This is a genomic window from Ferrimonas kyonanensis DSM 18153, assembly GCF_000425405.1.
Classification (GTDB): Bacteria; Pseudomonadota; Gammaproteobacteria; order Enterobacterales; family Shewanellaceae; genus Ferrimonas; species Ferrimonas kyonanensis.
Genome location: NZ_AUDJ01000001.1, coordinates 526,437 through 548,802, shown reverse-complemented (window position 1 = coordinate 548,802; position 22,366 = coordinate 526,437). Strand labels below are relative to the sequence as shown.

Genomic DNA, 22,366 nt, shown 5'->3' with positions numbered 1-22,366 from the left:
CGCAGAAAATTTGGAGCGACACACGAGGTTCGAACTCGTGACCTCAACCTTGGCAAGGTTGCGCTCTACCAGCTGAGCTAGTGTCGCCTCACTTGTGTTGCTAACTGACTCTGTGCGTATCAAAGTAGGTTGCACTACCTTCTATACCACACTGAGCTAGTGTCGCCTCACTTTGTTTCCCCACTTGCGTCAGGAAACGAGGGCGCATTATAAGCGAAAATCGCCACGCTGCAACCCCCGACAAATAAATTTGGTTTAAGTGGTCAAATTTTAAAAACTTCGCTTCGATAATAAGCCAACTCGGCAATGGATTCACGAATGTCATCCAACGCCAGGTGGGTTCCCTGCTTAGTGAAGCCCTTCAACACCTCCGGTTTCCAGCGGCGCGTCAACTCCTTCACCGTGCTGACATCCAGGTAGCGATAATGGAAATACTGTTCCAGCAACGGCATATAGCGATACAGGAAACGGCGATCCTGGCCGACGCTGTTGCCACAGATGGGGGACACGCCTGCCGGTACCCATTGCTGCAGAAACTCGAGGGTCTGACGCTCCGCCTCTTCAACGGTAATGGGGCTCTGCTGCACCCGCTTGGTCAGACCGCTATTGCCATGAGTGTCGGTGCACCATTGATCCATCTTCGCCAATTCAGAGTCCGGCTGATGAATGGCGATCACCGGGCCCTCCGCCAGCACATTCAATTGAGCATCGGTCACTATGGTGGCTATCTCAATGATGCAATGCTGCTCCGGATCCAGTCCGGTCATCTCAAGGTCGATCCAGATCAGATTACTCGGGTCCGATGACATAGGCTATTTACCTCAATTCCAGTATTTTTGATGCTATTAGTAGTATGATACCCGTTTTACTTCACCCTCGGCCAACTTAGTGAGATCACGACTCTGGCGTGAGCAAGGTTAAAAATACGCGTGAGCAAAGGCAAAAAGAAACTGACAAAAGGGCAGATTCGCCGGGTTAGGGCGAATCAGCAAAAGCGACTGAAGCGACAGGAACCGGAGTGGGACAGCGACCAACTGGGCACCCAGATGATCGGCCGGGTCATCAGCCGCTATGGCCAGCATGCCGATATCGAAGCCGAAGATGGCACGGTTCACCGCTGTAACCTGCGCCGAACCATCACCAGCCTGGTGACCGGTGATGAGGTTGAGTGGCGCCAGGGCAAGGAGCACCTGCAGGGGATCAGTGGTGTCGTTGAAGCGGTTCACCCCCGCCGCACCGCCCTGACCCGGCCGGATTACTACGACGGTGTTAAAGTGGTGGCCGCCAACATCGATCAGATCTACATCGTCTCTTCGGTGCGCCCGGATCTGTCCAGCCAGATCATCGATCGCTACCTGGTGGCTGCCGAAGACACCGGCATTCCACCGGTACTGGTGCTCAATAAGATCGATCTGTTGGACGACGCCGGCCGGCAAGAGGTGGATCAGGTACTGGCGCCGTATCGGGCGATCGGTTATCCGATCTTTCTGCTCTCCAGCCACACCGGCGAAGGCGTAGAGGCATTCCGGGAACAACTGAAAGACACCGTCAGCATTTTTGTTGGCCAGTCCGGAGTAGGAAAATCCTCCCTAATCAATGCGTTGATGCCGGAAACCGAACTGGATGTGGGTGAAATCTCAGAGGTCAGCGGCCTGGGCCAGCACACCACCACCACCGCCAAACTGATCCACTTCCCCGGTGGTGGCGATCTCATCGACTCGCCGGGAGTTCGGGAATTTGCCCTGTGGCATCTGGACACCGAGCGGGTGACCTGGGGCTTTAAAGAGTTTCGAGAATGGATGGGCAGCTGTCGCTTTCGAGACTGTAAGCACCAAAATGATCCTGGCTGCGCCTTGCAACAGGCCGTAGAACAAGGAAAAATCAGTCAACAGCGATTCAGTAATTACCACAGAATCATTGAGACCATGGCCACCGATCGCCCCACGCGTCAAAGCAGCGATCCCCTGGACCGAAAATAACAAAGGAACTACCGTGTCTCTGGACAAATTGAAAGTAAACCTCCAGTACATTCTGCCAAAGCACGCCGTATCAAGGCTGGTGGGCAGCTTTGCCGCCTCCGAAGCCGGCCCGCTGACTCAGGCATTCATTAACTGGTTCATCAAGCGCTACAACATCAACATGGATGAAGCGCTTCACAGCGACCCCAAGGCGTTCAAAACCTTTAATGACTTCTTTACCCGGGAGTTGAAGCCCGGACTTAGACCGATTGCCGAAGGCGATAAGGTCGTTGTCCAGCCCGTAGACGGCGCCGTCAGCCAGGCTGGTCCCATCGAGGGCGGCCGCCTGTTCCAGGCCAAGGGCCACGATTACAGCCTGCAAACCCTGCTGGCCGGCACCAGTGAAGACGAAGCCAAGTTCCACGACGGCCAGTTCACCACCGTGTACCTGTCGCCCACCGACTACCATCGCATTCACATGCCGATGACCGGCACCTTGCGCAAGATGATCTACGTGCCAGGCGATCTGTTTTCGGTCAACCCGCTGACCACCGCCCACGTCCCTGGGTTGTTTGCCCGTAATGAGCGGGTGGTTACCATCTTTGATACCGACCACGGTCCCATGGCCATGGTGCTGGTGGGCGCCACCATCGTGGCCAGCATTGAAACGGTCTGGGCTGGCACCGTTACGCCCCCTACCGGCCCCCATGTGTTCAGCTGGGACTATCCGGCCGAGGGTGACAACGCCATCGTGCTCAACAAAGGTGATGAACTCGGACGCTTCAAACTGGGCAGCACCATCATCGCCCTGTTTGGCAAAGAGATGCTGGCGCAGTTCGACGACGACTTCGAACCCGGAGCCACCACTCGACTGGGGCAGCCCATGGCCACCCTGCGTTAATGACGCCCCTGCTGCAACTGCACCTGGCGGTACTGCTGTTCGGCGGCACCGCCCTGTTTTCCAATCTATTACCACTTCCCGCCACCGACATTACGGCGTTTCGAGCGGCCATCGCCTCGGTGGTACTGAGCCTGTTCGTCAGCCGACGCCGTGGCCACCTCAAACTGCGACAATGGCAGGACTACGGCATCGTCATTGGCCTGGGCGTCATCGTCGGCCTGCATTGGGTGACCTATTTTGCCGCCATGCAGTTCTCCAATGTGGCCATCGGCATGATCGCCTTTTTCACCTACCCGGTGATGACCGTCATCGCCGAACCCTTGCTCAATCGCCAGCGCATTCACCGTCGCGACCTGCTCAGCGGTGTGGTGGTGCTGGCGGGCATCGCCTTGTTGATCCCCGCCCCGTCTCTGGACAACGACGTCACCACCGGCGTATTGCTGGGTACGGTTTCGGCGGCGCTGTTTACCGCCCGCAACCTGCTGCAAAAACGCTATTTCAGCGGCTATGACGGCCCCACGACCATGGCCTATCAGACCGGCGTAGCGGCACTGATGCTGCTGCCCTTTGTCAGTCAGCAGCCGCTGTCACTGCCCGGCGGCGATCTGGGGCTGTTGCTGTTACTGGCGGTGGTGTTTACCGCCTTACCCCACGCCCTGATGTCTCAGTCCCTTCGCCATCTGAGCGCCAAAACCGTTGGCTTGGTCGGCTGCCTGCAACCGCTGTACGGCGTCTCCCTGGCGGCGCTGCTGCTGGCCCAGTGGCCCAACTGGCAGACCCTGCTCGGTGGCACGCTGGTGGTCTGCACCGCACTATTGGAAACCCATCTGCAAAGCACGGCCAAGAATCAAAAATAGGCGCAAAATCAGTATTCACACCCGTCGTTGTCGGCTACCATTGGGGCAGCCCTTACAGCCCTGCAAACTCCCTTAAATCGATCATGTGGCGCATACTCAGTTTCTGTTTCACCCTGCTGGTTATCTCATCGGTAACCGCGGCCCCGTTTTCCCTGGAAAAAAAGCTGACCCCGGCCAGCGACAGTTCCCAACCCCTGACTCCGGCCCAGTGGCAACAAGCGACCGCAGTGGAGATTCAGCGAGCCCATGGCTTCCAGCGTCAGCTGGACGATTTTGCGGTGCTGCAGCAACAGATCCTGTCTCAGTTGCAATCCCCGGCCCAGCCACAGGTCGACCCGACTCAGCCACTGTCTCAACAGCTGTCGCTGGCCCATAACCTGCTGCAAGAGTTTAAGAGCAGTTTCGATGCCCTTGGCGACAAGGTGGATCAGTTACGGCATCGCCTCGACGCGATTAAGCTGGAACTTCAGCAGGCGGAAGGGCAGCAGCAACTGGCCAGTGACACCCCAAATGTGATGCCCGAACGGCTGGAGTACCTGCAGCAGTGGCAGCAAAGCCTCAACCTGGAGCAGCAAAGCCGACCGCTGGAGCTGAAACTGACCCAGCTGCGCCAACAACTGGTCCGGGCTCAGCTGCTGGCCCAGGAGCGACTGATTGAGGCCCTGAACCAGCAAGCCAATCAGCAGCGACGGCAGCAGAGTGAACGGGCCCTCAACGACAGCTCCCAGGCCGTTAGCAGCAATCCGGCCTTGCAGCAGTTGAACGACACCAATGCCAACCTCGCCCGCCAGCTGGCCTCGGTCAACACCACCACCGAGACCCTGGTGCAGCAGCAGCAACTGCTCGAGCAGCATTACCAGAAACAGAGACAGCGCTTAAAAGAGATCAAAGAGCAGTTTGAGTGGATGACCCGAGACGCCACCTTCGGCGCCAGCCTGCTCAAGCGACTGCGGCAACTGGAGCGTCAACAGCAATCGCCGGTACTGGATCACGACATCAGCCGCTCACGGGTGCAAAAATTTGACATCGAGCAACGCCAGGCGGACATGGAATATCAGCTTCGGCAGTACCCCACCGATGAGCGCGCACCGCTATGGCAACAGCAACTGACCCTACTCAACCAGCTGCAGTCGGCGCTGGAACAGCAGGTTGTTGAGCTGTCGCGGCTGAATCAACTGCGACACGAAGCGGAGCAACTGGAAGACAAGCTGGTGCAGCTGATCAGCGAACGCATGTTCTGGTTGCCCAACGCCCAATCCATCGACACCAGCTGGTTTTCCCAGGTCATCGGCAGCGTGCACTGGCTGCTGACCACCGATCGCTGGCAGGAGCTGTCGCGGGCCATCGATGACAACAACGACTGGTGGTCGGTCTGGCTGGTGGCCATGGTGCTGACCCTGGTGCTGCAGGATCTGTTGCGTGGTCCCTATGCCCAGTTGCGCCAGCACCAGGCTCGCTACGTCGGCAACGTGACCCACGATCGCTTCAGCGCCTCTTTCAAGTCGTTGATGGCCGCCATGGCCTACAGCCTGATCATTCCGGCGCCGCTGATTGCCGCCGCCTGGAAGCTGCAGCAACAGGTGCAGCTGCCCTTTACCCATGCCATCGGGTCCGGCTTGTTGGCGGGGGTGCTGCTGCTGTACCTGTTCTGGCTGTTCCACCAACTGAGTCGACCTGATGGTCTGTTCATCGCCCATTTTCGGCGTCATCCGCCGCTGGTGCAGCGCAACATCGCCTTTTTCAAACAGCTGCTGTTTACCTCGGCCCCCTTATTGATGCTGGTGCGCTTCTGCCAGGAGAGCGAAGTGCCCCTGTTGAGCAACAGCCTGGGCCGGGCGGCGTTCCTGCTGTTCTGCGCCGTGCTGGCGTACGCCTATTGGAAGCTGATTAAAATTGTCGATGAGTACCACATCTACCACACCAAGACCCGTCCCAATCAACACCTGTTGGAGCGGCTGGTGTGGCTGGCCCTGATTCTGGTGCCACTGGTGGCATTGGTTCTGACCGTGCAGGGCTATTACTTCACCGCCTTTTCGGTGCTGACCCAGGTGCAACTGACGGTGCTGTTGGCCATCGGCTTTATGCTGGCCCACCTGATGATCAAACGCTGGATGTTGATTCAGCGTCGTCGCCTGGCCTTTGAGCGGGCCAAAGCCAAGCGGGCTGAAGTGTTGGCCCAGCGTGAGAAGGAACGCAACGAGCCGGGCAATGACCCCCTGGAGCCGCTGGAAGATCCCCAGATCGATCTGGATACCATCTCCACCCAATCCCTGGGGCTAGTACGGTCACTGATGATTCTGGCGTTTATCCTGACGCTGCTGGGGGTCTGGAGCCAGACGCACCCGGCGGTGTTTAGCTCATTGGACGGCATTGTGCTGTGGACCAGCAACGAGGTGATCGGCGGCATCGAACAAGCGGTGCCCATAACCCTGCAATCAATACTGGCCGGCGGCCTGATTCTGGGCTTTACCCTGATGACCGCCCGCAACCTGCCCGGCATGCTGGAACTGGTGATCCTGCAGCGGCTGGAACTGTCTCCCGGCACCGGCTTTGCCATCACCACCATCAGCCGCTACATGGTGTTGCTGATCGGCACCATCTCCGCCTTCTCCACTCTGGGGCTGGCCTGGAGCAAACTGCAATGGCTGGTGGCGGCGCTGTCGGTAGGTCTGGGCTTTGGCCTGCAGGAGATTTTCGCTAACTTCATCTCCGGCCTGATCATCCTGTTTGAAAAACCGATTCGCATCGGCGATACCGTCACCATTCGCGATCTGACCGGCAACGTCTCCAAGATTCAGACCCGGGCCACCACCATCGTCGACTGGGACTGCAAAGAGATCATCGTGCCCAACAAGGCGTTCATTACCGAACAGCTGATCAACTGGTCGCTGTCCGACGCCATTACCCGGGTCACCATCAAGGTCGGCGTCTCCCGCGACAGTGACCCAGCCCTGGTCGAGGCCTTGCTGCATCAGGCGGTCAAAGAGACCCCCCATGCGCTGGCGCAACCGGAACCCGAGATCTACTTCGCAGGCTTTGGTTCCCACACTCAGGACTACGAGATTCGCGTCTACACCGATGAGATGGGCAAACGCTGGCCACTGCGTCATCGACTGCACCAGTTGATCATCAAGAAGTTCCGTGAATCCAAGGTGGATATGGCTTACCCTCAGATGGAAATTCAACTGAAAAGTAAGGCTGAAATGGTCGACAACAGTGGCAATCTGATTCGATAACTTCGTCTGCAAGGACCGATTATGCTCATCATTGCACACCGTGGCGCCAGTGGGCTGGCACCGGAAAACACCCTGGCGGCGATGGAAAAGGCCATCGAGCTGGGTGCCTGCGCCATCGAACTCGACGTCCACCGGGTGGAAGACCAGTTGGTGGTGATTCACGACCGCTGGCTGCAGCGCCATACCGATGGCCATGGGCTGGTGCACCAGTCCACCCTGGCCGCTCTGGCCAATCTGGATGCCGGTCAGGGACAGCGGGTGCCGACCTTGTGGCAGGTGCTGGAATGCATCAATGGTCGTTGCGATCTCAACATTGAACTCAAGGGCCGCAACACCAATCAGCCCCTGATTGAGTTGTTGTCCCAGGCGCAACGGCATCTGGGCTACCAACCTCAGCAGTTTCTGATCTCCTCCTTTAACCACCCCAAGCTGATGCGCCTGAAGCAACAGCAGCCGGAGTTGAAAATCGGCGCTCTGACCGCCAGTTGCCCCCTGGGCTATGCACGATTTGCCGAAGAGATGGGCGCCTATTCAGTCCACATCGACGTTAATTTTGCCGAACCCGAGTTCATTGCCGATGCCAAGCGCCGGGGCCTGAAGGTATTTGTCTATACCGTCGATGAAGCGGAAGATATGCTGGAACTGCAGCGACAAGGGGTGGATGGCGTCTTCTCCAACCTGCCGGATCAAGCCAGGGCCACTCTGGGTTCACACACCGTCGCACCGGGATACGTCTGGTCCTGAGCTATTCGAGGAGTCCATCACTATGCCGTCGTTGGCACTGCTGACCAATCAAAATGAACGTTACCGCGAGCTGTTAGCGAACGCTCACCTACCTGGAATGACCTTTGCGACCGAGGTGGCACAGGCCGACATCTGGTTGGCGGATCCGGCGCTGGCCGCTGAACAACTGGCCAGCTTGCCAGCACCGGCCTGGCTGGCCAGCACCTATGCCGGTGTCAATGCCCTGCTGGCGCCGGGGCTACCGAAGGACTATTGCCTTACCCACGTTCGCCGTCTGTTCGGCCCGCTGATGAGCGAATACGTATTTGGCCACCTGCTCAGCCACCTAAGGCATCTGCCGCAGTTGGCCCGGCAACAACGACAACGGCAGTGGCAGCCCCAGCCCTACGCCAGCCTGGCCGGCACCACTCTGGTCACCCTGGGCACCGGCGACATCGCTCGACACATCGCCACCGTCGCCCGCGCCTTCGGCATGACGGTACTGGGCGTCAGCCGCAGCGGCGAAGCCAGAGAAGAGTTTGATGCCGTCTGCCGCTTCGACGACGCCAATGCCACCCTAAACCGGGCCCAGGTGCTGGTGAGTGTGTTGCCGGACACCGCCGAAACTCGAGGGCTGCTCGAAGCCACCGTACTGCAGCAACTGCCGGCAGGTTGCCTGTTGTTTAATGTCGGTCGGGGCAGTGCCATCGATGAAGCAGCCCTGTTGCAGGCGCTCGATGCCAATCACATCGCCCATGCGTTCCTGGACGTGTTCAAACAAGAACCTCTGCCCGCCGACCACCCTTTCTGGCATCACCCAGGCATCAGTGTGACCCCCCATGTGGCCGCCGTCAGCCTGCCGGAGCAGGTCTGTGACCAGGTCATCGACAACTATTATCGCTTTGTCGACGGCCGACCTCTGCTGCACCAGTTTCAGTGGCAACGGGGTTACTGATCCCGCACCGGCAACTGACCACGGATGGTGGTGGTGTAATCCAGAGACGGCAACGACAGCGTCATCGACACCTCGATGGTCGCTGCCGTATGCCCCGCTTCCACCGCAGCCAGGATCTGCTGTTCCAGCTGTTGATGGGATTTGATCCCTACTTCCTTCAAAAAGCGTCTAATAGATTGATTTAAAGCTTCTTTATCAACACTCATCATTCAGTTCCTTTCACTCTTATAGATCGACCTCACATATTTTTATAACTACAAAACCTAACTAGCGCCAAATTTACACCCAAAACGAATTGGACATGAGAATTATTAGCATTTACAATTTCCGCAAAGTCGTTAATGAGGTTCTCTGCACCATGTACGTTTGCATCTGCCACGCCGTTACAGAAAAACAAGTTCGCCAAGCGGTATCGGATGGTGCTGTGGACGTTAAGACTCTGAAGCAAAAGCTCGGTGTGGGCAGTGAATGCGGTCGTTGCATTCAAACCACCCTGGAGGTAATTCAGTCGCAGATGAACACGGAACCCTGCTACTACGAAGTGGCCTGATTCCCAAAGACTCAATAACGCCCTTGCCCCCCTCGCTTGCCTGCTTTGACAGGTCAGGCCGCTCTTCTATGCTTAATTTCTACCCTCAGCAGAAGAGCCCATCATGAAAGCGGACCCCAAAGCCTTAGCCCATCTGAACAAGATTCTGTTCAACGAACTGATCGCCATCAACCAGTATTTTCTCCATGCCCGAATGTATAAGGACTGGGGCCTGGATCGCATCGCCGAAAAGGAGTACCACGAGTCCATCGACGAGATGAAACACGCCGACAAATTGATAGAACGAATTCTGTTTCTTGAAGGCCTGCCAAACCTGCAAAGCCTGGGAAAACTGCGCATCGGTGAACACACCAAAGAGATGCTCGAGTGCGATCTGGCCCTGGAGATGGACGCCATTCCCGATCTTCGGGAAGGCATCGCCTACTGCGAGTCCATTCGTGACTTTGTCAGCCGGGATCTGATGCAGGACATTCTGGAGGAGGAGGAGGAGCACGTCGACTGGCTGGAAACCCAGCTGGACCTGATTGAAAAGGTCGGCATCCAAAACTACAACCAGGCACAGATGATCGAAGAGGAGTAGCCTGGTGACCGACGGCCGTCATCCCTGACCGCCGTCATTGGGGTTACACGTTAACGCCGTGTCCGGAGGCATTCAACCGGGTGCGGCGGTTCAGCAACAGCCGCACCGCCAGAGACACACCGGCCAGGGTGCAGACAATGGTCGCGCCCGACGGCAGATCCCAGGACGCAGACAGCCACAGCCCCAGCAGATAGCCACTGATGCCACAGCCATAGCCCCACATCACAGCTCGGCCTCCGCTTAAGCGGTTCACCGCCAGTGCCGGTAGAATCAAACTGGAGAACACCAGGTAGACCCCGACCAGCTGTACCGAGAAAGTAATCATCACCGCGAACAGCGGGTAGAAGGCGCGGCCACTCATCAGTGACGGTCGCCACCACAGCAGCCCCAGCACCCCCACCGTCGCCAGTGCCGGCAGTTTCAATGCCGCCCAGTCAGTCCATAGGATCTGACCGGACAGCAACTGCTTCAGCAACTCACCGCCATGGGGATCCTTGGCCAGTACCAACATGGCGGCCACGGCCGACAGCACATACAGGCAGCCGATCATCGCCTCCAGTTCGCCCTTGGCGTGTTTCTCCAACAGCGCAATCACACCAGCCCCTAACAGGGCGAACACCGCCGGCATCCACAGGTTCACCGCTGGCAGATGCGCCAGCTCATGATTCGTGGAGGCGATGACCGCTCCCAGGGCGGCGATCTGAGCAATGGCCAGGTCGATAAAGATGATGCCCCGGGCCAGCACCTGCCGCCCCATGACCACATGACTGGCCAGCACCAGCAATCCTGCCGCCAGGGCCGGCAGCAGAATGCTGAACATGGTGAGATCAAACATCGTCAGCGCCCAGTGCAGCCAGCAGCAAATTCAGGTTGGTGTCGTACAGCTGAAACAGATCCTCTGCACCATCGACACCCGGCCCGAAGGGCAATTGCACCACCGGAATCCCGGCCCGTTCACCCAGCCACTGCGCACCGCGGCCATCCTGATAACCGGTGTAGATCACCGCCATCAGAGGCGTGGTCTGGGCCTGTTGCAGCAGCTGCGCCAGGTGGCCCGTCGTCGGCGGTAAGCCCGGCTTTGGCTCCAGATCACCGACCTGCTCCATCCCTAACCAATCAAACAGATACTGGAAACTGGAGTGATAGGCGATCACCTTTTTGCCTTTCAGCGGTGCCGCGCGGCGCTCCCACTCAGCGGTGGCTGTTTGCCAGCGCTGACTGAAATCCGCCAGCCGCTGTTGGTACTGGGTCTGATTGTCAGGATCCAGTCCCACCAGCTTGGCGGTGACCGCCTCGGCGATGGTCTGCATTCTCGACGGCGAAAAATGGAAATGCGGGTTACCACCAGCATGGACGTCGCCCATGCTGCGATCCACCTTATCCAGCTTGCCCAGAGTATCGACCACCGAGGCGGTATAGAACATGCCAGGCTGACCATCGCGAACGTCCGGGTTATTGGCCTTCATCTGCAGCATCGGCAGCCAGCCGATCTCCAACTCGGCCCCGGCGCAGATCACCAGATCCGCCCGGCGCATCTTGGCAATCAGGCTGGGTCTGGCCTGCACATGATGGGGGTCCTGCATCGCCGACGTGGCGCTGAACACCGACGCCTCAGGCGCCAGTTCCTGAGCCAGAGCCGCGTACTCCGGCTCACAGGTAAAGATATTCATGGCCCATACCTGGGGCGCTGCAAGCAGCGCCGCCATGGCAGGCATCCACAGTTTAGAACTGATGCGCACCGTGAGCTCCTAATGCCATGACAAATTGCAGAGTCACGATGTGGTCATCGGCAGACTCGTAAAGATCATCGCTTTGATGGGTGTACTGGAGACGAATCGTGGAGAAGTGGCTGTTATGCCAGGCCACCATGGCCTCAGTTTCCTTAAGCTTGCCATCTTCGAAGTGGATATGGTGATGGCCATCGTGCTCCTCTTCATGGGCCATGGCAGAGCTGACTTCGCCATAACGCAGACCCGCAGACCACTTAGGGTTGAACTGATACACACCAGACAGGTACCAACCATCGTAGTTACCCGGAATGTTCTCTTCTCCACCGGCCTGTTCGAACGGCTTGTCCATGTACAGGTATTCGCCGGACAGGGTCAGGAAGTTGTTCTTGTAGTTGCCGTTAGGCGCCCACTTATACACCGCATCCACCACATACAGGTCACGGCCGGTAAGGCTGGCACTGTGAGAGTGGCCATGGTCGGCATGAGCCTCTTCCTCGGCATGCTCCTCCTCCTCGTGCTCCTCCAGGTGACCCTGGCCGTTTTCGTTACGCAACCAGGACAGACCCAGCTGCCAGCTGTGATCGGTTCCCCAGTCACCGCCGAATTTGGAGTACAGGTGGTAGACGCCAACGGATTTCGGGTCTTCCAGACCTTCCGCCTGCAGGTTGTCGCCACTGAAACCTTCCAGACCCAGGGTCCAGTACACGTCGGTCGGAGCCACCCAGTTCAGACGCAGGCCATCATCAAAGTAGTGGCCCCCCAGGAAGGCGCGGTACACCGCCGGACGCTCTACGAAGGAATCGGTGTGCAGGTGCTGATTGTTGAGGTAGCCCAGATCGGCGGTAAAGCGGCCGGCTCGCATGGAGAAGCCAGCGGGCAGCGCCAGAGTCTGAATAAACGCCTCTTCCAACTCCACCTCGGTGTCGCGGCCTTCGGTGGCCAGCACCACAGTGGCCTTGCCATAGAACTGGTCGTCGATGGCACCACTGAGCGCCAGTTCGGTTTCACCCAGGCCAAAGCCATCTTCACGGGCGCCCAGGGCGCGATCGCCGTCCTGATAGTAGCCATCCAGAATCACACTGATCGCTGGAGATTCGGCAGCTACGGCCACGGAGTGTGCACAGGCTACAACCAAGCCTGCCATTACAGCATTCAATTTCATTTTTTATCCTAAGTTGCACTAAGCCTCGCCCACGGGGGGGGGGCGATAAAAATTATTTGGAATTTATGGCGAGGTGGAACTTAGGCCTGCGGGGGGGCGCGAATCTGGCTGCAGCGACGCGGTGCCAGAACCGGAGCGTCAACATCGGTGTCTTGGACCCAATCGATACCGGAAACTACAGGCAAAGTTGGCAGCGATGGCGTCAGGGACTTTCCGTGTTGATCACCGTGGAAACACCAGGCGCAGTTAACCAGATCCTTGTGGTGATCGAAATGCTGGACAGCATGAGCCGGGCCAACCAGTGACAGCACCAGTACCCAAAGCATCATCAGTTTTGTCAGAGTCGTCCTGTAACTCATGCTATCCACTAAAATCGAATTCACCGCTAATGGTAAAAGGAATCCCGTCCGGCAGCAAGATACATTCCTTTAACCCAGGCGGGCAAAAAACGTAAACAAGTGTTACTCATTATCCGTCAACAGGTTACGCCTTGATGACAGGGAAGGCGATCACCTGATCAATGTGTTCGGCCTGCAACGCCAACATCACCAGCCGATCGATCCCCAATGCCACGCCGGCGCAATCGGGGAAGCCAGCCCGCAACGCCTCGATAAGGTGCATATCGATAGGACGGATCGGCAAGCCATGCTGACTGCGATAGGCATTATCCCGCTCAAACCGAGCCAGTTGCTCATCACCGTCGCTGAGTTCATGAAAACCGTTGGCCAGCTCAACGCCCTTGAAGTACACCTCGAACCGCTCCGCCACCCTGGGATCTTGCTGGCTGATGCGGGCCAGCGCCGCTTGTGAGGCAGGGAAATCGTATACGAAACACGGATGCTGCTGACCGATAGCCGGCTCAACCACCACCGAAAACAGCAGTTGCAGCAAGGTGTCCACCTCCTGCTCCTGCTCAGCCAGATCCCCCAGGCCATGCTGATGACAACAGTGACGCAGCGCCGCCAAATCCCGTTGCAGCGGATCGACCCCGACGTGATCCAGGAACGCTTGTTGGTAGGTAAGGCGATCGGCACTGGCCGTGCCCAGCACCAACTCTAGCAACGCCGCCATCTCATCCATCAAACGGTGATGATCAAAACCGGGCCGGTACCACTCCAACATGGTGAACTCGGGGTTATGAAACCGGCCGGCCTCTTCATTACGGAAACTTTTACCCAGCTGAAAGATAGGGCCGCTGCCCGCTGCCAGCAGGCGCTTCATATGAAACTCCGGCGACGTCACCAGATACAGATCCACACCGTCAGCCATTCCCGGGCCGACAAAGTGGGTATTGAAGCTGTGCAGGTGCACGTCGGTTACCGCTGCCTGAGACAGGGCCGGGGTCTCCACCTCCAGCACGCCCCTGGACTCAAAAAAGCCACGAATGGTGGCCATTAGGCTGCTGCGCCGTTTCAGCATTCGAATCTCGGCACTGGGTTGCCAGCTCATCGCACCATCCCCTCTTTGCCGTCACAACGACAGCCGGATCCCACCGGCAACTCTCCCCAGATCACACAACGACTGCCATCGGTCGCCTCGCACTCTGCCCCCAAGGCCTCGCGTTGCCCCTGGCCGGTTGAGATTTTAGGCGCTTGCTGTTCGATGGCGCTCTGTCTGGCCATGCGGGCCTGGTGGAGCTCCGCCTGCTCCGGCGTCATCGGTGCCTGGCACCCAGCCACTAGCAACAACAGTAAATATGGAAATCTCATCTCACTCTCCACAACAAAAAAAGCGGGCCTGAGCCCGCTTCTGATCTGGTTGGCACCACGGCGTTACTTGGTGCGAACGCGCTCGACGTATTCGCCGGTACGGGTGTCCACTTTCACCACTTCGCCAATCTGAATGAACAGCGGCACGCGCACGACAGCGCCGGTGGCCAGGGTAGCAGGCTTGCCGCCGGTTCCCTGAGTGTCACCCTTAAGACCCGGATCGGTCTCGGTGACTTCCAGGCTAACGAAGTTAGGCGGAGTCACCACAATCGGGTTATCGTCCCACACGGTAATGGTGCACACATCCTGCTCAACCAGCCACTTTTCCGCATCGGCTACCGCTTTCGCGTCCGCCGCAACCTGCTCAAAAGTGTCGTTGTTCATGAAGTGCCAGAACTCGCCATCGTTGTACAGGTAGGCCAGTTCATGATCCATTACGTCGGCTGCGGTCACGGATTCACCAGACTTGAAGGTTTTCTCCAGGACTTTGCCAGACAGTAATTTGCGAATTTTCACCCGGTTAAAGGCTTGGCCCTTACCCGGTTTTACAAACTCGTTCTCAATGATGTTGCACGGCTCGCCATCCAGCATTATCTTAAGGCCGGAGCGAAATTCGTTCGTTGAGTAAGAAGCCATTATTTTCTCTTCCAACAGGTCGTTTTGACGTCTAACGGTAAATGATAACCCGAAATCCCCTAAATTTGCACGATTGCTGGCAACAGGAGTTGGCACAAGCGTACACAGATCCCAAACTTCTGCTTCAGGCACTGGATCTCGACCCCGCTGATTTTGAGCAACATATCGCCGCCCGGCGCCTGTTTCCTATGCGGGTACCGCGCCCTTTTGTGGCCGCCATGGAACCGGGAAATCCCCGCGATCCACTGTTGCTGCAGGTGCTGCCTCAGTCCGAAGAGTTCGACACCGTCCCCGGATTCAGCCCCGACCCGCTGCAGGAGCAACAGGCGGCGGTGCCCGGCATCCTGCACAAGTACCGCAGCCGAGCGCTGTTGATGCTCAAAGGCGGCTGTGCGGTAAACTGCCGTTACTGTTTTCGGCGTCATTTTCCTTATCAGGACAATCAGCTTGGCGGCCAGGCCCTGGATCAGGCCCTGGCATATCTGCAGCAGGACACCAATCTCAATGAGGTGATCCTGTCCGGTGGCGACCCGTTGATGGCCAAAGACGATCATCTGGCCCGGCTGGTTCGGCGGTTGCAAGCCAACCCCAACTTGACCCGGCTGCGAATCCACAGCCGGTTGCCGGTGGTGATTCCCGCCCGCCTGACTCCCCAACTGACTGAATTGCTGGCAGGCACCCGCCTGAAGGCGGTGCTGGTACTGCACATCAATCATGCCAATGAGATCGGCGAGGCGCTGACCAACCGGCTTAAGCCCCTGCAGCAGGCCGGGGTAACCCTGCTGAATCAATCGGTGCTGCTGAAAGGGATCAACGATACGGTCGCCGCCCAGGTTGCGCTGAGCGAATCCCTGTTTGCCGCCGGCATCCTGCCTTACTATTTGCACCTGCTGGACAAGGTGGACGGCGCCGCCCACTACGACCTGGCCCAAAGCCGGGCACGGCAACTGATGGCCGAGATGCTCGATGCCCTGCCCGGGTTTCTGGTGCCCAGGCTGGTGCGGGAAGTCGGCGGACGAACCAGCAAGACCCCCATCGACCTGCAACTGAACTGAGTGCCGCAGCGGCGAACGCCGAATCCCCGCTGTGGCCATTTTCTTGTACAATCGCGGCAACACACCTTGGAGGACACCGCATGTCTCTGCTTTGGGTCACCGATATCTGGGGCCAACACTCTACTTTGACAGCCAGCCTTGAGCGGCTCAACGACGTGGCCGGCGACTGTCAGCTTCTGGACCCCTATGCCGGCCAGCCGTTTGCCTTTGCCGACGAGCAGCAGGCCCACGACTATTTCCTGTGCCGCTGCAGCAAGCCGGGCTACGTCGACAAACTGGAAGCCTGGCTGGAAGACCATTCCGAGCCGGTAACCCTGCTGGGGTTCAGCGCCGGCGCCAATGCCATTGCACAACTGCTGCAACGCCGCACCTTCCCTCAGGTACAACGGGTACTGCTGATCTATGGCCGCGAACTTCCGCAGCAACCGCTGCCGGTAACCAGCCATCTGCTGCTGTGTCAGGACGACCTCGGTGACAAAGACACCGCGCTGGCCTGGCCCGCCTCGGTACACATCAGCACCGCCGGTCACGGCTTTATGAACCCGCGCAGCCCCAACTACGACTCACAGGCCGCCGAAGCAGGCTGGCGCTGGATTCAGGAGACAATCACCGCTTAATCGGTGGCCACGCAGGCCTGCTGCCAGCAGTTGGTGACCGTCAGTCCCTGCTGTTTCAATAGAGCCGGAATACTCTGCTCCCCGACCAGATGACCGGCTCCGACCACCACAAACAAACGATCGTCCTGAGTCAGCCAATCAATCAGAGTGCGGGCCATGCCCTGATTTCGGTTCACCATCAACGCCTGCCAGGCTTCCGGCTCCTGGGCCATATCGTCGTAGGTCAATCGCGCCAGGGTTTTCTGATCGCCACTGCGCCAGGCCTGTATCAGCTCATCGACGTCCATGGGCTCCATCGCCCCCTCCAGCATGGCATGCTGAGTGTCTGTGGACAGACCATCGAACACCCGCAACTGCAACGCCATCCCTTCCAGTTCCCACAGGCTCTTGCTGCCCAGACGATTGGAAAAATAGTGCTCGACGCCCTGATCCGAATGGAAACCGGAGTTGGCCATCTCCGCCATCAGTAACTGTGAACTGAGGATCCACGGCGCCAGAGCGGGATCGCATTGCATCGCCCGGCTCTGACAAAACTGGCTCAGTTTACTGGCCAATGGCGCCGGTAACGGCTGCTTGGCAAACAGGTAAGGCTGCAACTTTTGCGGCAGCTGAGGATCATTGGTATCGGCTTCCAGCGCCAGCACCGCAGACTCGGCAAACGCTTGCTCGATCACCTCGGCAAAGGGATAGAAATTCGGCTGCCCCACGTGTACCGACCCCAGCAACCACGCCTGCCCCTGTTCACCACTGACCAGAAAAAAAGGCGGCTTGTCCGTTGGCGCCGCCACCGCCGCCGCTGCCACACAGACTGCCCATATCGCTCCCAGCAACCGCTTCATCACGTCTCCCATTCTCTATACGTTGTCGACAGCCAAAGGGGCCGCCGCTGCCACTATCGCACTATCCGTGCGCCCGAGACCAGCCCGAAGCCGCCTCAAAACGGTTTCATTTACTTCGATTTCACTGGATAATCAACCTCAGACACCCTTTATGTATTTCCACCAATTACAGAGGCCCCCGATGCCGTACACCAATGTCATTGCCCAGTTTAAAGCCAGCTTCCAGCAAGCCTACCGTCAGGTAGTGGATGCCGACGCTCATCTGGACAAGCTGCAACAGGATGGCCACGGAAAGTTTAAACGCATTTTTACTGCCGAGCAGGGCTTTAAAGCCGATGCCACTCGGTTTATGCCCTACCTGGAGGAGATTGTCGGCGAATTCGACGTCTTTGAAGCGGCCCCGTCGGCGCAACAACTGCCGCCACTGGTGAAAAAACTGGAGCTGCTGCTCAGCACCCTGGCTCAGTTCAAGCAGAGCCTGAAAGCCTAAACCCAACAGCCGCAGCAACAAAAAAGCCGGAGTCTGACTCCGGCTGAGGGTGTGCGACGGTTCCAGCTATCAACGACTGGCCAGGGTCTCAGGCAGGTCGTTGTCGACCCAGCGCTCTATCATCCGCAATTCATAATGCAGGGCCTCGCTCTGGTACCGCATCCTGGATGCGGTGTTCTCGAAATTGAGCTCCCGAATCTCCACCGTATCCGAGGCGATCGCTTTGCCGTCGCGATCGTTCAGCGTCCACTGAAAGCTAATGCCCGGCGGGTAGATGCTTTTGACCACGCGAATGTCGTTGGCAGTGGCACCGAATGAGGGCCGCACATCGCCGGCCAGATCCAGGTCGGTAACCACAATGGTCAGGGTTTCCCCTTCCGCCAGAGTCGGCTGCAGACGCTTCTGAAACTCCTTGCCCAGAGTCGCGAAGACATGGTTCTCATACCGATCCTGACGGCCGGAACTGGCTCGAACGTCTCGGTAATCATCAGGGCTCTGCCACACCACGGTCACCGGGCCATCTTGAGTTGGCCACTGCTGATCATCGCCGTCGGCGGCGCTTACCATAGGGCTCATGACCAACACCATCAGCCAAGCAAACACTCTCATATCGATCCCCTTTTCGGACTTAAACTGCGCTATTCACAATGATTAGAGCCAATTGAACAAAAAAAATTCAATTCACATCGGCAAATAATTGCGAAACCGATCGCCCAGTTAAGGAGCAGTTCAGAAATACGAGCTCGACAGCCAAGGCCATGAAAGCCAGGTGAATCGGCGCGCGGCCGGGTAACTTCCAATCTCCTTAAGAATGACCTGCTGATCGGTGCGATCGGCACTGACCAACGGCAGCGGATATCAGTGGTCCTAGGCCGCCCTCATCCTGCCGCACTGACCTCAGTTAAAAAGCGGACACCCTAATAATGAGCAAGAACTCTAAACAGCGTCGTAATTGCTTGACCGACAAACTACAACACCCTATTGTCAGCCACTAAATTACAATATTTACAACAATATTAAAGTCTAACCGATTAACTCGTTAGAGCTTCTAAAATCAATTAAAACATTAAACCATGACGCTAAAATTGATTTTTAATCACACAACATAATATCAACATTATTTTATTTTCAATTCCAGGTACTGCTCAATGAAAGTTTGTTCAAAACTGTTTCTATTAAGCGCAATTTCGGCCACTTTAACTGGGTGCGGCGGCGGTGGCGGAAGCGCTTCACCGGCGCTGAGTATCAGCGGCAAAGCCATTGATGGTTACATCAGCGGCGCCACGGTCTTTCTCGACCTGAACTTCAACAAACGGCTCGACAGCAACGAACCCAGCGCCGTCACCGAGACGCAGGGCGAGTTCGATCTGTCCGTTCCCGAAATCTACAAACAATGCGCCCAGTACGTGCCCGTGGTGGTCGACGTGCCCGTCGGCGCCATCGACTCCGACTTTCCCGATACCCCCATCGAAGAAGCCTACTCCATGGTATTCCCGCCGCAATTCGCACTGAGCACCGATCAGGATCTGCTCAACCTGACGCCACTGACTTCCGTGGTCTGGAGCCAGGTTGAACAGGAGTTGGCCGACAACCGAAGTGGCGAACTCAGCTGTGACTCCCTGTTAAAAGAACAGGCTCTGCGGGAAGAGATTGCCCAGCGGCTGCAGGAACAGGAGTGGCGGGTGGCCAACCGCTACAACGTCACCGTGGATGAGTTGTACAGTGATTACATCGCCAGCAACAACGACGCCCTGCATCAATTGGCCCAGGACTTGGTTCCCGGACTGCAGAAATCCTATGAACAGACGGTGGCGCTATTAAAACAATACCCCAACGCTGAACTGGCTTGGGTAGAATTTTTCCTTGGCATTTGGGACAGCCACAATAATAACTACGACGATCAATGGTACCGATATGAAATGGTACAAACATCCAGTGGTAACTTTAATTCCATCACTCATGTAATGTCTGAGGATCTGGAAACCAAATTGCAGCTTCATAATAAAGAGAGCATGGTGACCACCCAACGTGATGGCGTCAACATTGAGCAAACTCTCACCCTGGAGAAAGGCACCAGTAACTATCACTGTGCCATCAGCGAGTGGCTCGAAACCCTGACGGCAGACTCTTCCGGCGTGCGCAATACCCTCTACGCCGAAGTGGCGGACTGGCCATCTTGTAACGCCGCTCAGGTTGTCGGCGAGGTGACTCAGGCCCTGGTCACCAAAAACTACCAGGACGGTGCCCTGCTCAGCTACACCGAACACACCTATAACCCGGGCAACGACAGTGGCTTTACCGATCTGATTGGCGTAACCGATACAGTAACCGCGGCAGACCTGAGTCCAGTTCGCGATGCCATCGACACGGATTTCTACAGCGAACAAGGCCACGGCGCGGATCACTGGTCTCGAGTGAGAAACGAATTCAGCGATCAGCCGTCGCAGCCGTCCCAGATCATGACCAGTCATAACAACGACGGCCAATGGCAGCGACAAACCAACTACCGCAACGGTACCCATAAAACCGAGTGTGGCGACTCAGAGCAAACCCTCAGCGAGAGTCAGTGCCAGGGCAACTAACTGGACTGGTCACCACAATGCCCCGCTGGCGGGCATTGTGGTGACTCCACACTGTTTGCTACCCCCTGAGGCCTGATTGCACTCCTCAGTTCGAGTAATTCTTTCTACGTTTCCCTTCCAAAAAGTTTATTAACACTGGATATGCACAAACAGCAAATCCATTATGCAATTCCCGTCTAAATAAACCTAAATCCCGATTTGCGCAAATTGTTAGATTGCGGGATTTCAATAAATAATGGCATTCGATAGAATAATGACATTCATCGCCGCCGTTTATTTGGAGTTTATTAATGAAAATAATCAATCATCTTGATTTCTTTAGCTTAAGTGTCTTTGTTGAATTATACGAACAGAAAAGTGGCACGGCGGCGGCGATCACCCTGGCCACCACTCAACCCAAAGTCAGCCGTACCCTGACCATGCTCAGAAAGACCTTTAATGACGAACTATTCAGCCGTCACCAGCATGGCATGAAACCCAACCGGATCGCCGACCGCCTCTACCCTCAGGCAAAGCAGTTGGTGGCAGACTACCAAGCACTGGCTCGAACCATGGAGCTGTCTAACAACGAGCAAGGTAGCATTAACATCTGCGCTCAGGAGCATTTTCACCGGCCGCTGCTGAGTTGTCTGAATGAGCTAACCTGCGAAGGCAATAATCACTTTGCATTTGAAATTCACTCCTGGACAGCGGAATCTCAGAAGCGATTAATAAACCGAAATATTGATTATTGTATTTCCATTAATCCCTCGCCAACAGATGGCATCGCCCATTATGAAATTGCCGCAGTAGGCAAGTACTTTCTCGTTGCCAACCAAGAACATCCCATATTTAACGCTGATATTACCCTGGGTCAAATTCTTCGTTATAAGCTGGCGATCTCTAATTACGCCATGGACGAAATGAGAATACAAAGATTGCAGGCCATCGCCGACCAAAAGAACCTGTCCATCTCGATCGCCCTCAAGATTTCCGATATCGATTTGCTGCTCGATCACGTCGAGGAGAGCAACAGCATCGGCCTGGTTGCCGGCACCGCCTTTCAATCAACGCTACAGAGTCGCACCGGACTCACCTGCATGAACATCTCCGACATCTGGCTCAATGAAACCCAATCCCAAAAACCACTGAAGTATTACCTACAAGCTCATCACGGCGCCGATCAGGCCTTTGCCGCCCGACTGGCGACCACCCTGGGACAGCGCCTGAGCGCTGCCTGAGCGACCAGCAAGACCACACTCTTTGGCCCCCTCATCGAGCCGACCCCAAAGGATCGGCTCAGTGACACCCTACTGATCATCAAAATCGAACAGCTGTGGTGGATTGCTGGCCAGGGCGCCATTCACCCGAATGATGAACTTCAGGTATGGCAACCACTGATCCGGCTCCGGCTCGATACTGGGAGTAAATTTGTAGGAGCCGGGTTGCAGTTCCTTTAATTCGCCGGCGCAACCGCTGCCATTGTCACCACACAGATACTGCTGAGCCCGGTGCCAGGGAATCGAAAACGACGAGTCGTAGTCGCCAGGAAACTCCAGGTAAACAATCTCCAGGTTGTGACCGGCATCGGTAATGGCCACCCCCTCCTCATCGGCCAGGCGGAACTTCAAAGTGAGACTGTCGCGCTCGGCGGCGTCCACCGTCAACACAATACTGGTAGCCTGATCCAAGGTGACACTGGGATCCACCTCGACACCACCATCACCGCTGTTGCTGTCGGAGCCACAACCACTGAGCAACAGTGCCAACGCCCCGATAATCATTTGGTTACGCATTCTAGCCCGCC

25 protein-coding genes and 1 tRNA gene are annotated in these 22,366 nt (G+C 56.9%); 13 read left to right on the top strand and 13 right to left on the bottom strand.

Features of this window, described 5'->3' with window-relative positions:
* Window positions 1-11: 11 nt before the first annotated feature.
* Together H598_RS0102630 and orn are read right to left on the bottom strand one after the other, a co-directional pair.
* Window positions 12-87: transfer RNA gene (locus tag H598_RS0102630), tRNA-Gly, on the bottom strand.
* 176 nt (window positions 88-263) lie between these two features.
* Window positions 264-809, bottom strand: a complete 546-nt coding sequence (gene orn, locus H598_RS0102625) for an oligoribonuclease (protein WP_028111624.1) — start codon at window positions 807-809, stop codon at window positions 264-266.
* 120 nt (window positions 810-929) lie between these two features.
* On the opposite strand from orn, the gene rsgA reads away from it, so the two are divergent.
* The 6 genes from rsgA (at window position 930) to H598_RS0102595 (ending at window position 8,630) form a co-directional block, all read left to right on the top strand.
* The gene (rsgA, locus tag H598_RS0102620) at window positions 930-1,979 is read left to right on the top strand and encodes a small ribosomal subunit biogenesis GTPase RsgA (protein ID WP_028111623.1); all 1,050 of its coding nucleotides are present in this window, start codon (window positions 930-932) and stop codon (window positions 1,977-1,979) included.
* Window positions 1,980-1,998: 19 nt separating this feature from the next.
* Window positions 1,999-2,859: an archaetidylserine decarboxylase gene (gene asd, locus H598_RS0102615; RefSeq protein WP_028111622.1), complete on the top strand. Its 861-nt coding sequence runs from the start codon at window positions 1,999-2,001 to the stop codon at window positions 2,857-2,859.
* Entirely contained in the window at window positions 2,859-3,716 is an 858-nt protein-coding gene (locus tag H598_RS0102610) for a DMT family transporter (RefSeq protein ID WP_028111621.1), read from the top strand. The genes asd and H598_RS0102610 overlap by 1 nt, the downstream gene beginning before the upstream one ends.
* Before the next feature lie 83 nt (window positions 3,717-3,799).
* Entirely contained in the window at window positions 3,800-6,952 is a 3,153-nt protein-coding gene (locus H598_RS0102605; protein WP_035414997.1) for a mechanosensitive ion channel domain-containing protein, read from the top strand.
* A gap of 21 nt (window positions 6,953-6,973) precedes the next feature.
* Window positions 6,974-7,696, top strand: coding sequence for a glycerophosphodiester phosphodiesterase (locus H598_RS0102600; protein ID WP_028111619.1), 723 nt, complete (start codon window positions 6,974-6,976; stop codon window positions 7,694-7,696).
* A 22-nt stretch (window positions 7,697-7,718) separates the two neighbouring features.
* Window positions 7,719-8,630 carry a D-2-hydroxyacid dehydrogenase gene (locus tag H598_RS0102595; protein ID WP_035414995.1) on the top strand — a complete coding sequence of 304 codons (912 nt, stop codon included), beginning with the start codon at window positions 7,719-7,721 and terminating at the stop codon, window positions 8,628-8,630.
* Here H598_RS0102595 and H598_RS0102590 read toward each other — a convergent pair.
* The gene (locus H598_RS0102590; RefSeq protein ID WP_035414993.1) at window positions 8,624-8,836 is read right to left on the bottom strand and encodes a DUF6494 family protein; all 213 of its coding nucleotides are present in this window, start codon (window positions 8,834-8,836) and stop codon (window positions 8,624-8,626) included. The two genes, H598_RS0102595 and H598_RS0102590, sit on opposite strands and share 7 nt — an antisense overlap.
* Window positions 8,837-8,931: 95 nt before the next feature.
* On the opposite strand from H598_RS0102590, the gene H598_RS0102585 reads away from it, so the two are divergent.
* Window positions 8,932-9,180 (top strand): (2Fe-2S)-binding protein, encoded by a 249-nt coding sequence (locus H598_RS0102585; RefSeq protein ID WP_342663219.1) that lies wholly within the window; start codon window positions 8,932-8,934, stop codon window positions 9,178-9,180.
* Between the two features lie 103 nt (window positions 9,181-9,283).
* Window positions 9,284-9,760, top strand: a complete 477-nt coding sequence (bfr, locus tag H598_RS0102580) for a bacterioferritin (RefSeq protein ID WP_028111615.1) — start codon at window positions 9,284-9,286, stop codon at window positions 9,758-9,760.
* Between the two features lie 43 nt (window positions 9,761-9,803).
* Here bfr and H598_RS0102575 read toward each other — a convergent pair whose 3' ends face one another.
* The 7 genes from H598_RS0102575 to efp all read right to left on the bottom strand — a co-directional run bounded on the left by H598_RS0102575 (window position 9,804) and on the right by efp (window position 14,997).
* Window positions 9,804-10,595, bottom strand: coding sequence for a metal ABC transporter permease (locus H598_RS0102575; RefSeq protein ID WP_028111614.1), 792 nt, complete (start codon window positions 10,593-10,595; stop codon window positions 9,804-9,806).
* Window positions 10,588-11,499 (bottom strand): metal ABC transporter solute-binding protein, Zn/Mn family, encoded by a 912-nt coding sequence (locus H598_RS0102570; RefSeq protein WP_028111613.1) that lies wholly within the window; start codon window positions 11,497-11,499, stop codon window positions 10,588-10,590. The genes H598_RS0102575 and H598_RS0102570 overlap by 8 nt, the downstream gene beginning before the upstream one ends.
* On the bottom strand, window positions 11,483-12,652 hold the full coding sequence (locus H598_RS0102565) for a TonB-dependent receptor (protein ID WP_028111612.1): 1,170 nt from the start codon (window positions 12,650-12,652) through the stop codon (window positions 11,483-11,485). The genes H598_RS0102570 and H598_RS0102565 overlap by 17 nt, the downstream gene beginning before the upstream one ends.
* Window positions 12,653-12,732: 80 nt before the next feature.
* Entirely contained in the window at window positions 12,733-13,011 is a 279-nt protein-coding gene (locus H598_RS26315; RefSeq protein ID WP_156896904.1) for a hypothetical protein, read from the bottom strand.
* Window positions 13,012-13,135: 124 nt separating this feature from the next.
* Complete coding sequence (gene epmA / locus H598_RS0102555; protein WP_028111610.1) at window positions 13,136-14,101, bottom strand: elongation factor P--(R)-beta-lysine ligase; 966 nt, start codon at window positions 14,099-14,101, stop codon at window positions 13,136-13,138.
* On the bottom strand, window positions 14,098-14,361 hold the full coding sequence (locus H598_RS0102550) for a hypothetical protein (RefSeq protein ID WP_028111609.1): 264 nt from the start codon (window positions 14,359-14,361) through the stop codon (window positions 14,098-14,100). The genes epmA and H598_RS0102550 overlap by 4 nt, the downstream gene beginning before the upstream one ends.
* Before the next feature lie 63 nt (window positions 14,362-14,424).
* Window positions 14,425-14,997: an elongation factor P gene (efp, locus tag H598_RS0102545; protein WP_028111608.1), complete on the bottom strand. Its 573-nt coding sequence runs from the start codon at window positions 14,995-14,997 to the stop codon at window positions 14,425-14,427.
* A gap of 41 nt (window positions 14,998-15,038) precedes the next feature.
* Here efp and epmB point away from each other — a divergent pair, with 41 nt between their 5' ends.
* On the top strand, window positions 15,039-16,052 hold the full coding sequence (gene epmB / locus H598_RS0102540; protein ID WP_028111607.1) for an EF-P beta-lysylation protein EpmB: 1,014 nt from the start codon (window positions 15,039-15,041) through the stop codon (window positions 16,050-16,052).
* 80 nt (window positions 16,053-16,132) lie between these two features.
* Window positions 16,133-16,669, top strand: a complete 537-nt coding sequence (locus H598_RS0102535) for an alpha/beta hydrolase family protein (RefSeq protein WP_028111606.1) — start codon at window positions 16,133-16,135, stop codon at window positions 16,667-16,669.
* Here H598_RS0102535 and H598_RS0102530 read toward each other — a convergent pair.
* Window positions 16,666-17,508, bottom strand: coding sequence for a TraB/GumN family protein (locus H598_RS0102530; protein ID WP_028111605.1), 843 nt, complete (start codon window positions 17,506-17,508; stop codon window positions 16,666-16,668). The genes H598_RS0102535 and H598_RS0102530 overlap by 4 nt on opposite strands.
* 181 nt (window positions 17,509-17,689) lie before the next feature.
* On the opposite strand from H598_RS0102530, the gene H598_RS0102525 reads away from it, so the two are divergent.
* Window positions 17,690-17,998: a hypothetical protein gene (locus H598_RS0102525; RefSeq protein WP_028111604.1), complete on the top strand. Its 309-nt coding sequence runs from the start codon at window positions 17,690-17,692 to the stop codon at window positions 17,996-17,998.
* A gap of 69 nt (window positions 17,999-18,067) precedes the next feature.
* Here H598_RS0102525 and H598_RS23065 read toward each other — a convergent pair whose 3' ends face one another.
* The gene (locus tag H598_RS23065; RefSeq protein ID WP_051252288.1) at window positions 18,068-18,607 is read right to left on the bottom strand and encodes a DUF3016 domain-containing protein; all 540 of its coding nucleotides are present in this window, start codon (window positions 18,605-18,607) and stop codon (window positions 18,068-18,070) included.
* A gap of 539 nt (window positions 18,608-19,146) precedes the next feature.
* Here H598_RS23065 and H598_RS0102515 point away from each other — a divergent pair.
* Both H598_RS0102515 and H598_RS0102510 read left to right on the top strand, forming a co-directional pair.
* Window positions 19,147-20,580, top strand: a complete 1,434-nt coding sequence (locus H598_RS0102515) for a hypothetical protein (RefSeq protein ID WP_028111603.1) — start codon at window positions 19,147-19,149, stop codon at window positions 20,578-20,580.
* Between the two features lie 290 nt (window positions 20,581-20,870).
* Window positions 20,871-21,800, top strand: a complete 930-nt coding sequence (locus H598_RS0102510) for a LysR family transcriptional regulator (protein WP_028111602.1) — start codon at window positions 20,871-20,873, stop codon at window positions 21,798-21,800.
* 69 nt (window positions 21,801-21,869) lie between these two features.
* Here the strand turns inward: H598_RS0102510 and H598_RS0102505 are convergent, their stop codons facing one another.
* Window positions 21,870-22,355: a hypothetical protein gene (locus H598_RS0102505; RefSeq protein WP_156896903.1), complete on the bottom strand. Its 486-nt coding sequence runs from the start codon at window positions 22,353-22,355 to the stop codon at window positions 21,870-21,872.
* Window positions 22,356-22,366: the final 11 nt, after the last annotated feature.

Coding starts and splice junctions, on each gene's coding strand:
- orn (WP_028111624.1), bottom strand. CDS start 809: ATGTCATCGGACCCGAGTAATCTGATCTGGATCGACCTTGAGATGACC.
- H598_RS0102610 (WP_028111621.1), top strand. CDS start 2,859: ATGACGCCCCTGCTGCAACTGCACCTGGCGGTACTGCTGTTCGGCGGC.
- H598_RS0102605 (WP_035414997.1), top strand. CDS start 3,800: ATGTGGCGCATACTCAGTTTCTGTTTCACCCTGCTGGTTATCTCATCG.
- H598_RS0102600 (WP_028111619.1), top strand. CDS start 6,974: ATGCTCATCATTGCACACCGTGGCGCCAGTGGGCTGGCACCGGAAAAC.
- H598_RS0102595 (WP_035414995.1), top strand. CDS start 7,719: ATGCCGTCGTTGGCACTGCTGACCAATCAAAATGAACGTTACCGCGAG.
- H598_RS0102590 (WP_035414993.1), bottom strand. CDS start 8,836: ATGAGTGTTGATAAAGAAGCTTTAAATCAATCTATTAGACGCTTTTTG.
- H598_RS0102585 (WP_342663219.1), top strand. CDS start 8,932: ATGAGAATTATTAGCATTTACAATTTCCGCAAAGTCGTTAATGAGGTT.
- bfr (WP_028111615.1), top strand. CDS start 9,284: ATGAAAGCGGACCCCAAAGCCTTAGCCCATCTGAACAAGATTCTGTTC.
- H598_RS0102575 (WP_028111614.1), bottom strand. CDS start 10,595: ATGTTTGATCTCACCATGTTCAGCATTCTGCTGCCGGCCCTGGCGGCA.
- H598_RS0102565 (WP_028111612.1), bottom strand. CDS start 12,652: ATGAAATTGAATGCTGTAATGGCAGGCTTGGTTGTAGCCTGTGCACAC.
- H598_RS26315 (WP_156896904.1), bottom strand. CDS start 13,011: ATGAGTTACAGGACGACTCTGACAAAACTGATGATGCTTTGGGTACTG.
- epmA (WP_028111610.1), bottom strand. CDS start 14,101: ATGAGCTGGCAACCCAGTGCCGAGATTCGAATGCTGAAACGGCGCAGC.
- H598_RS0102550 (WP_028111609.1), bottom strand. CDS start 14,361: ATGAGATTTCCATATTTACTGTTGTTGCTAGTGGCTGGGTGCCAGGCA.
- efp (WP_028111608.1), bottom strand. CDS start 14,997: ATGGCTTCTTACTCAACGAACGAATTTCGCTCCGGCCTTAAGATAATG.
- epmB (WP_028111607.1), top strand. CDS start 15,039: ATGATAACCCGAAATCCCCTAAATTTGCACGATTGCTGGCAACAGGAG.
- H598_RS0102535 (WP_028111606.1), top strand. CDS start 16,133: ATGTCTCTGCTTTGGGTCACCGATATCTGGGGCCAACACTCTACTTTG.
- H598_RS0102530 (WP_028111605.1), bottom strand. CDS start 17,508: ATGAAGCGGTTGCTGGGAGCGATATGGGCAGTCTGTGTGGCAGCGGCG.
- H598_RS0102525 (WP_028111604.1), top strand. CDS start 17,690: ATGCCGTACACCAATGTCATTGCCCAGTTTAAAGCCAGCTTCCAGCAA.
- H598_RS23065 (WP_051252288.1), bottom strand. CDS start 18,607: ATGAGAGTGTTTGCTTGGCTGATGGTGTTGGTCATGAGCCCTATGGTA.
- H598_RS0102515 (WP_028111603.1), top strand. CDS start 19,147: ATGAAAGTTTGTTCAAAACTGTTTCTATTAAGCGCAATTTCGGCCACT.
- H598_RS0102510 (WP_028111602.1), top strand. CDS start 20,871: ATGAAAATAATCAATCATCTTGATTTCTTTAGCTTAAGTGTCTTTGTT.
- H598_RS0102505 (WP_156896903.1), bottom strand. CDS start 22,355: ATGCGTAACCAAATGATTATCGGGGCGTTGGCACTGTTGCTCAGTGGT.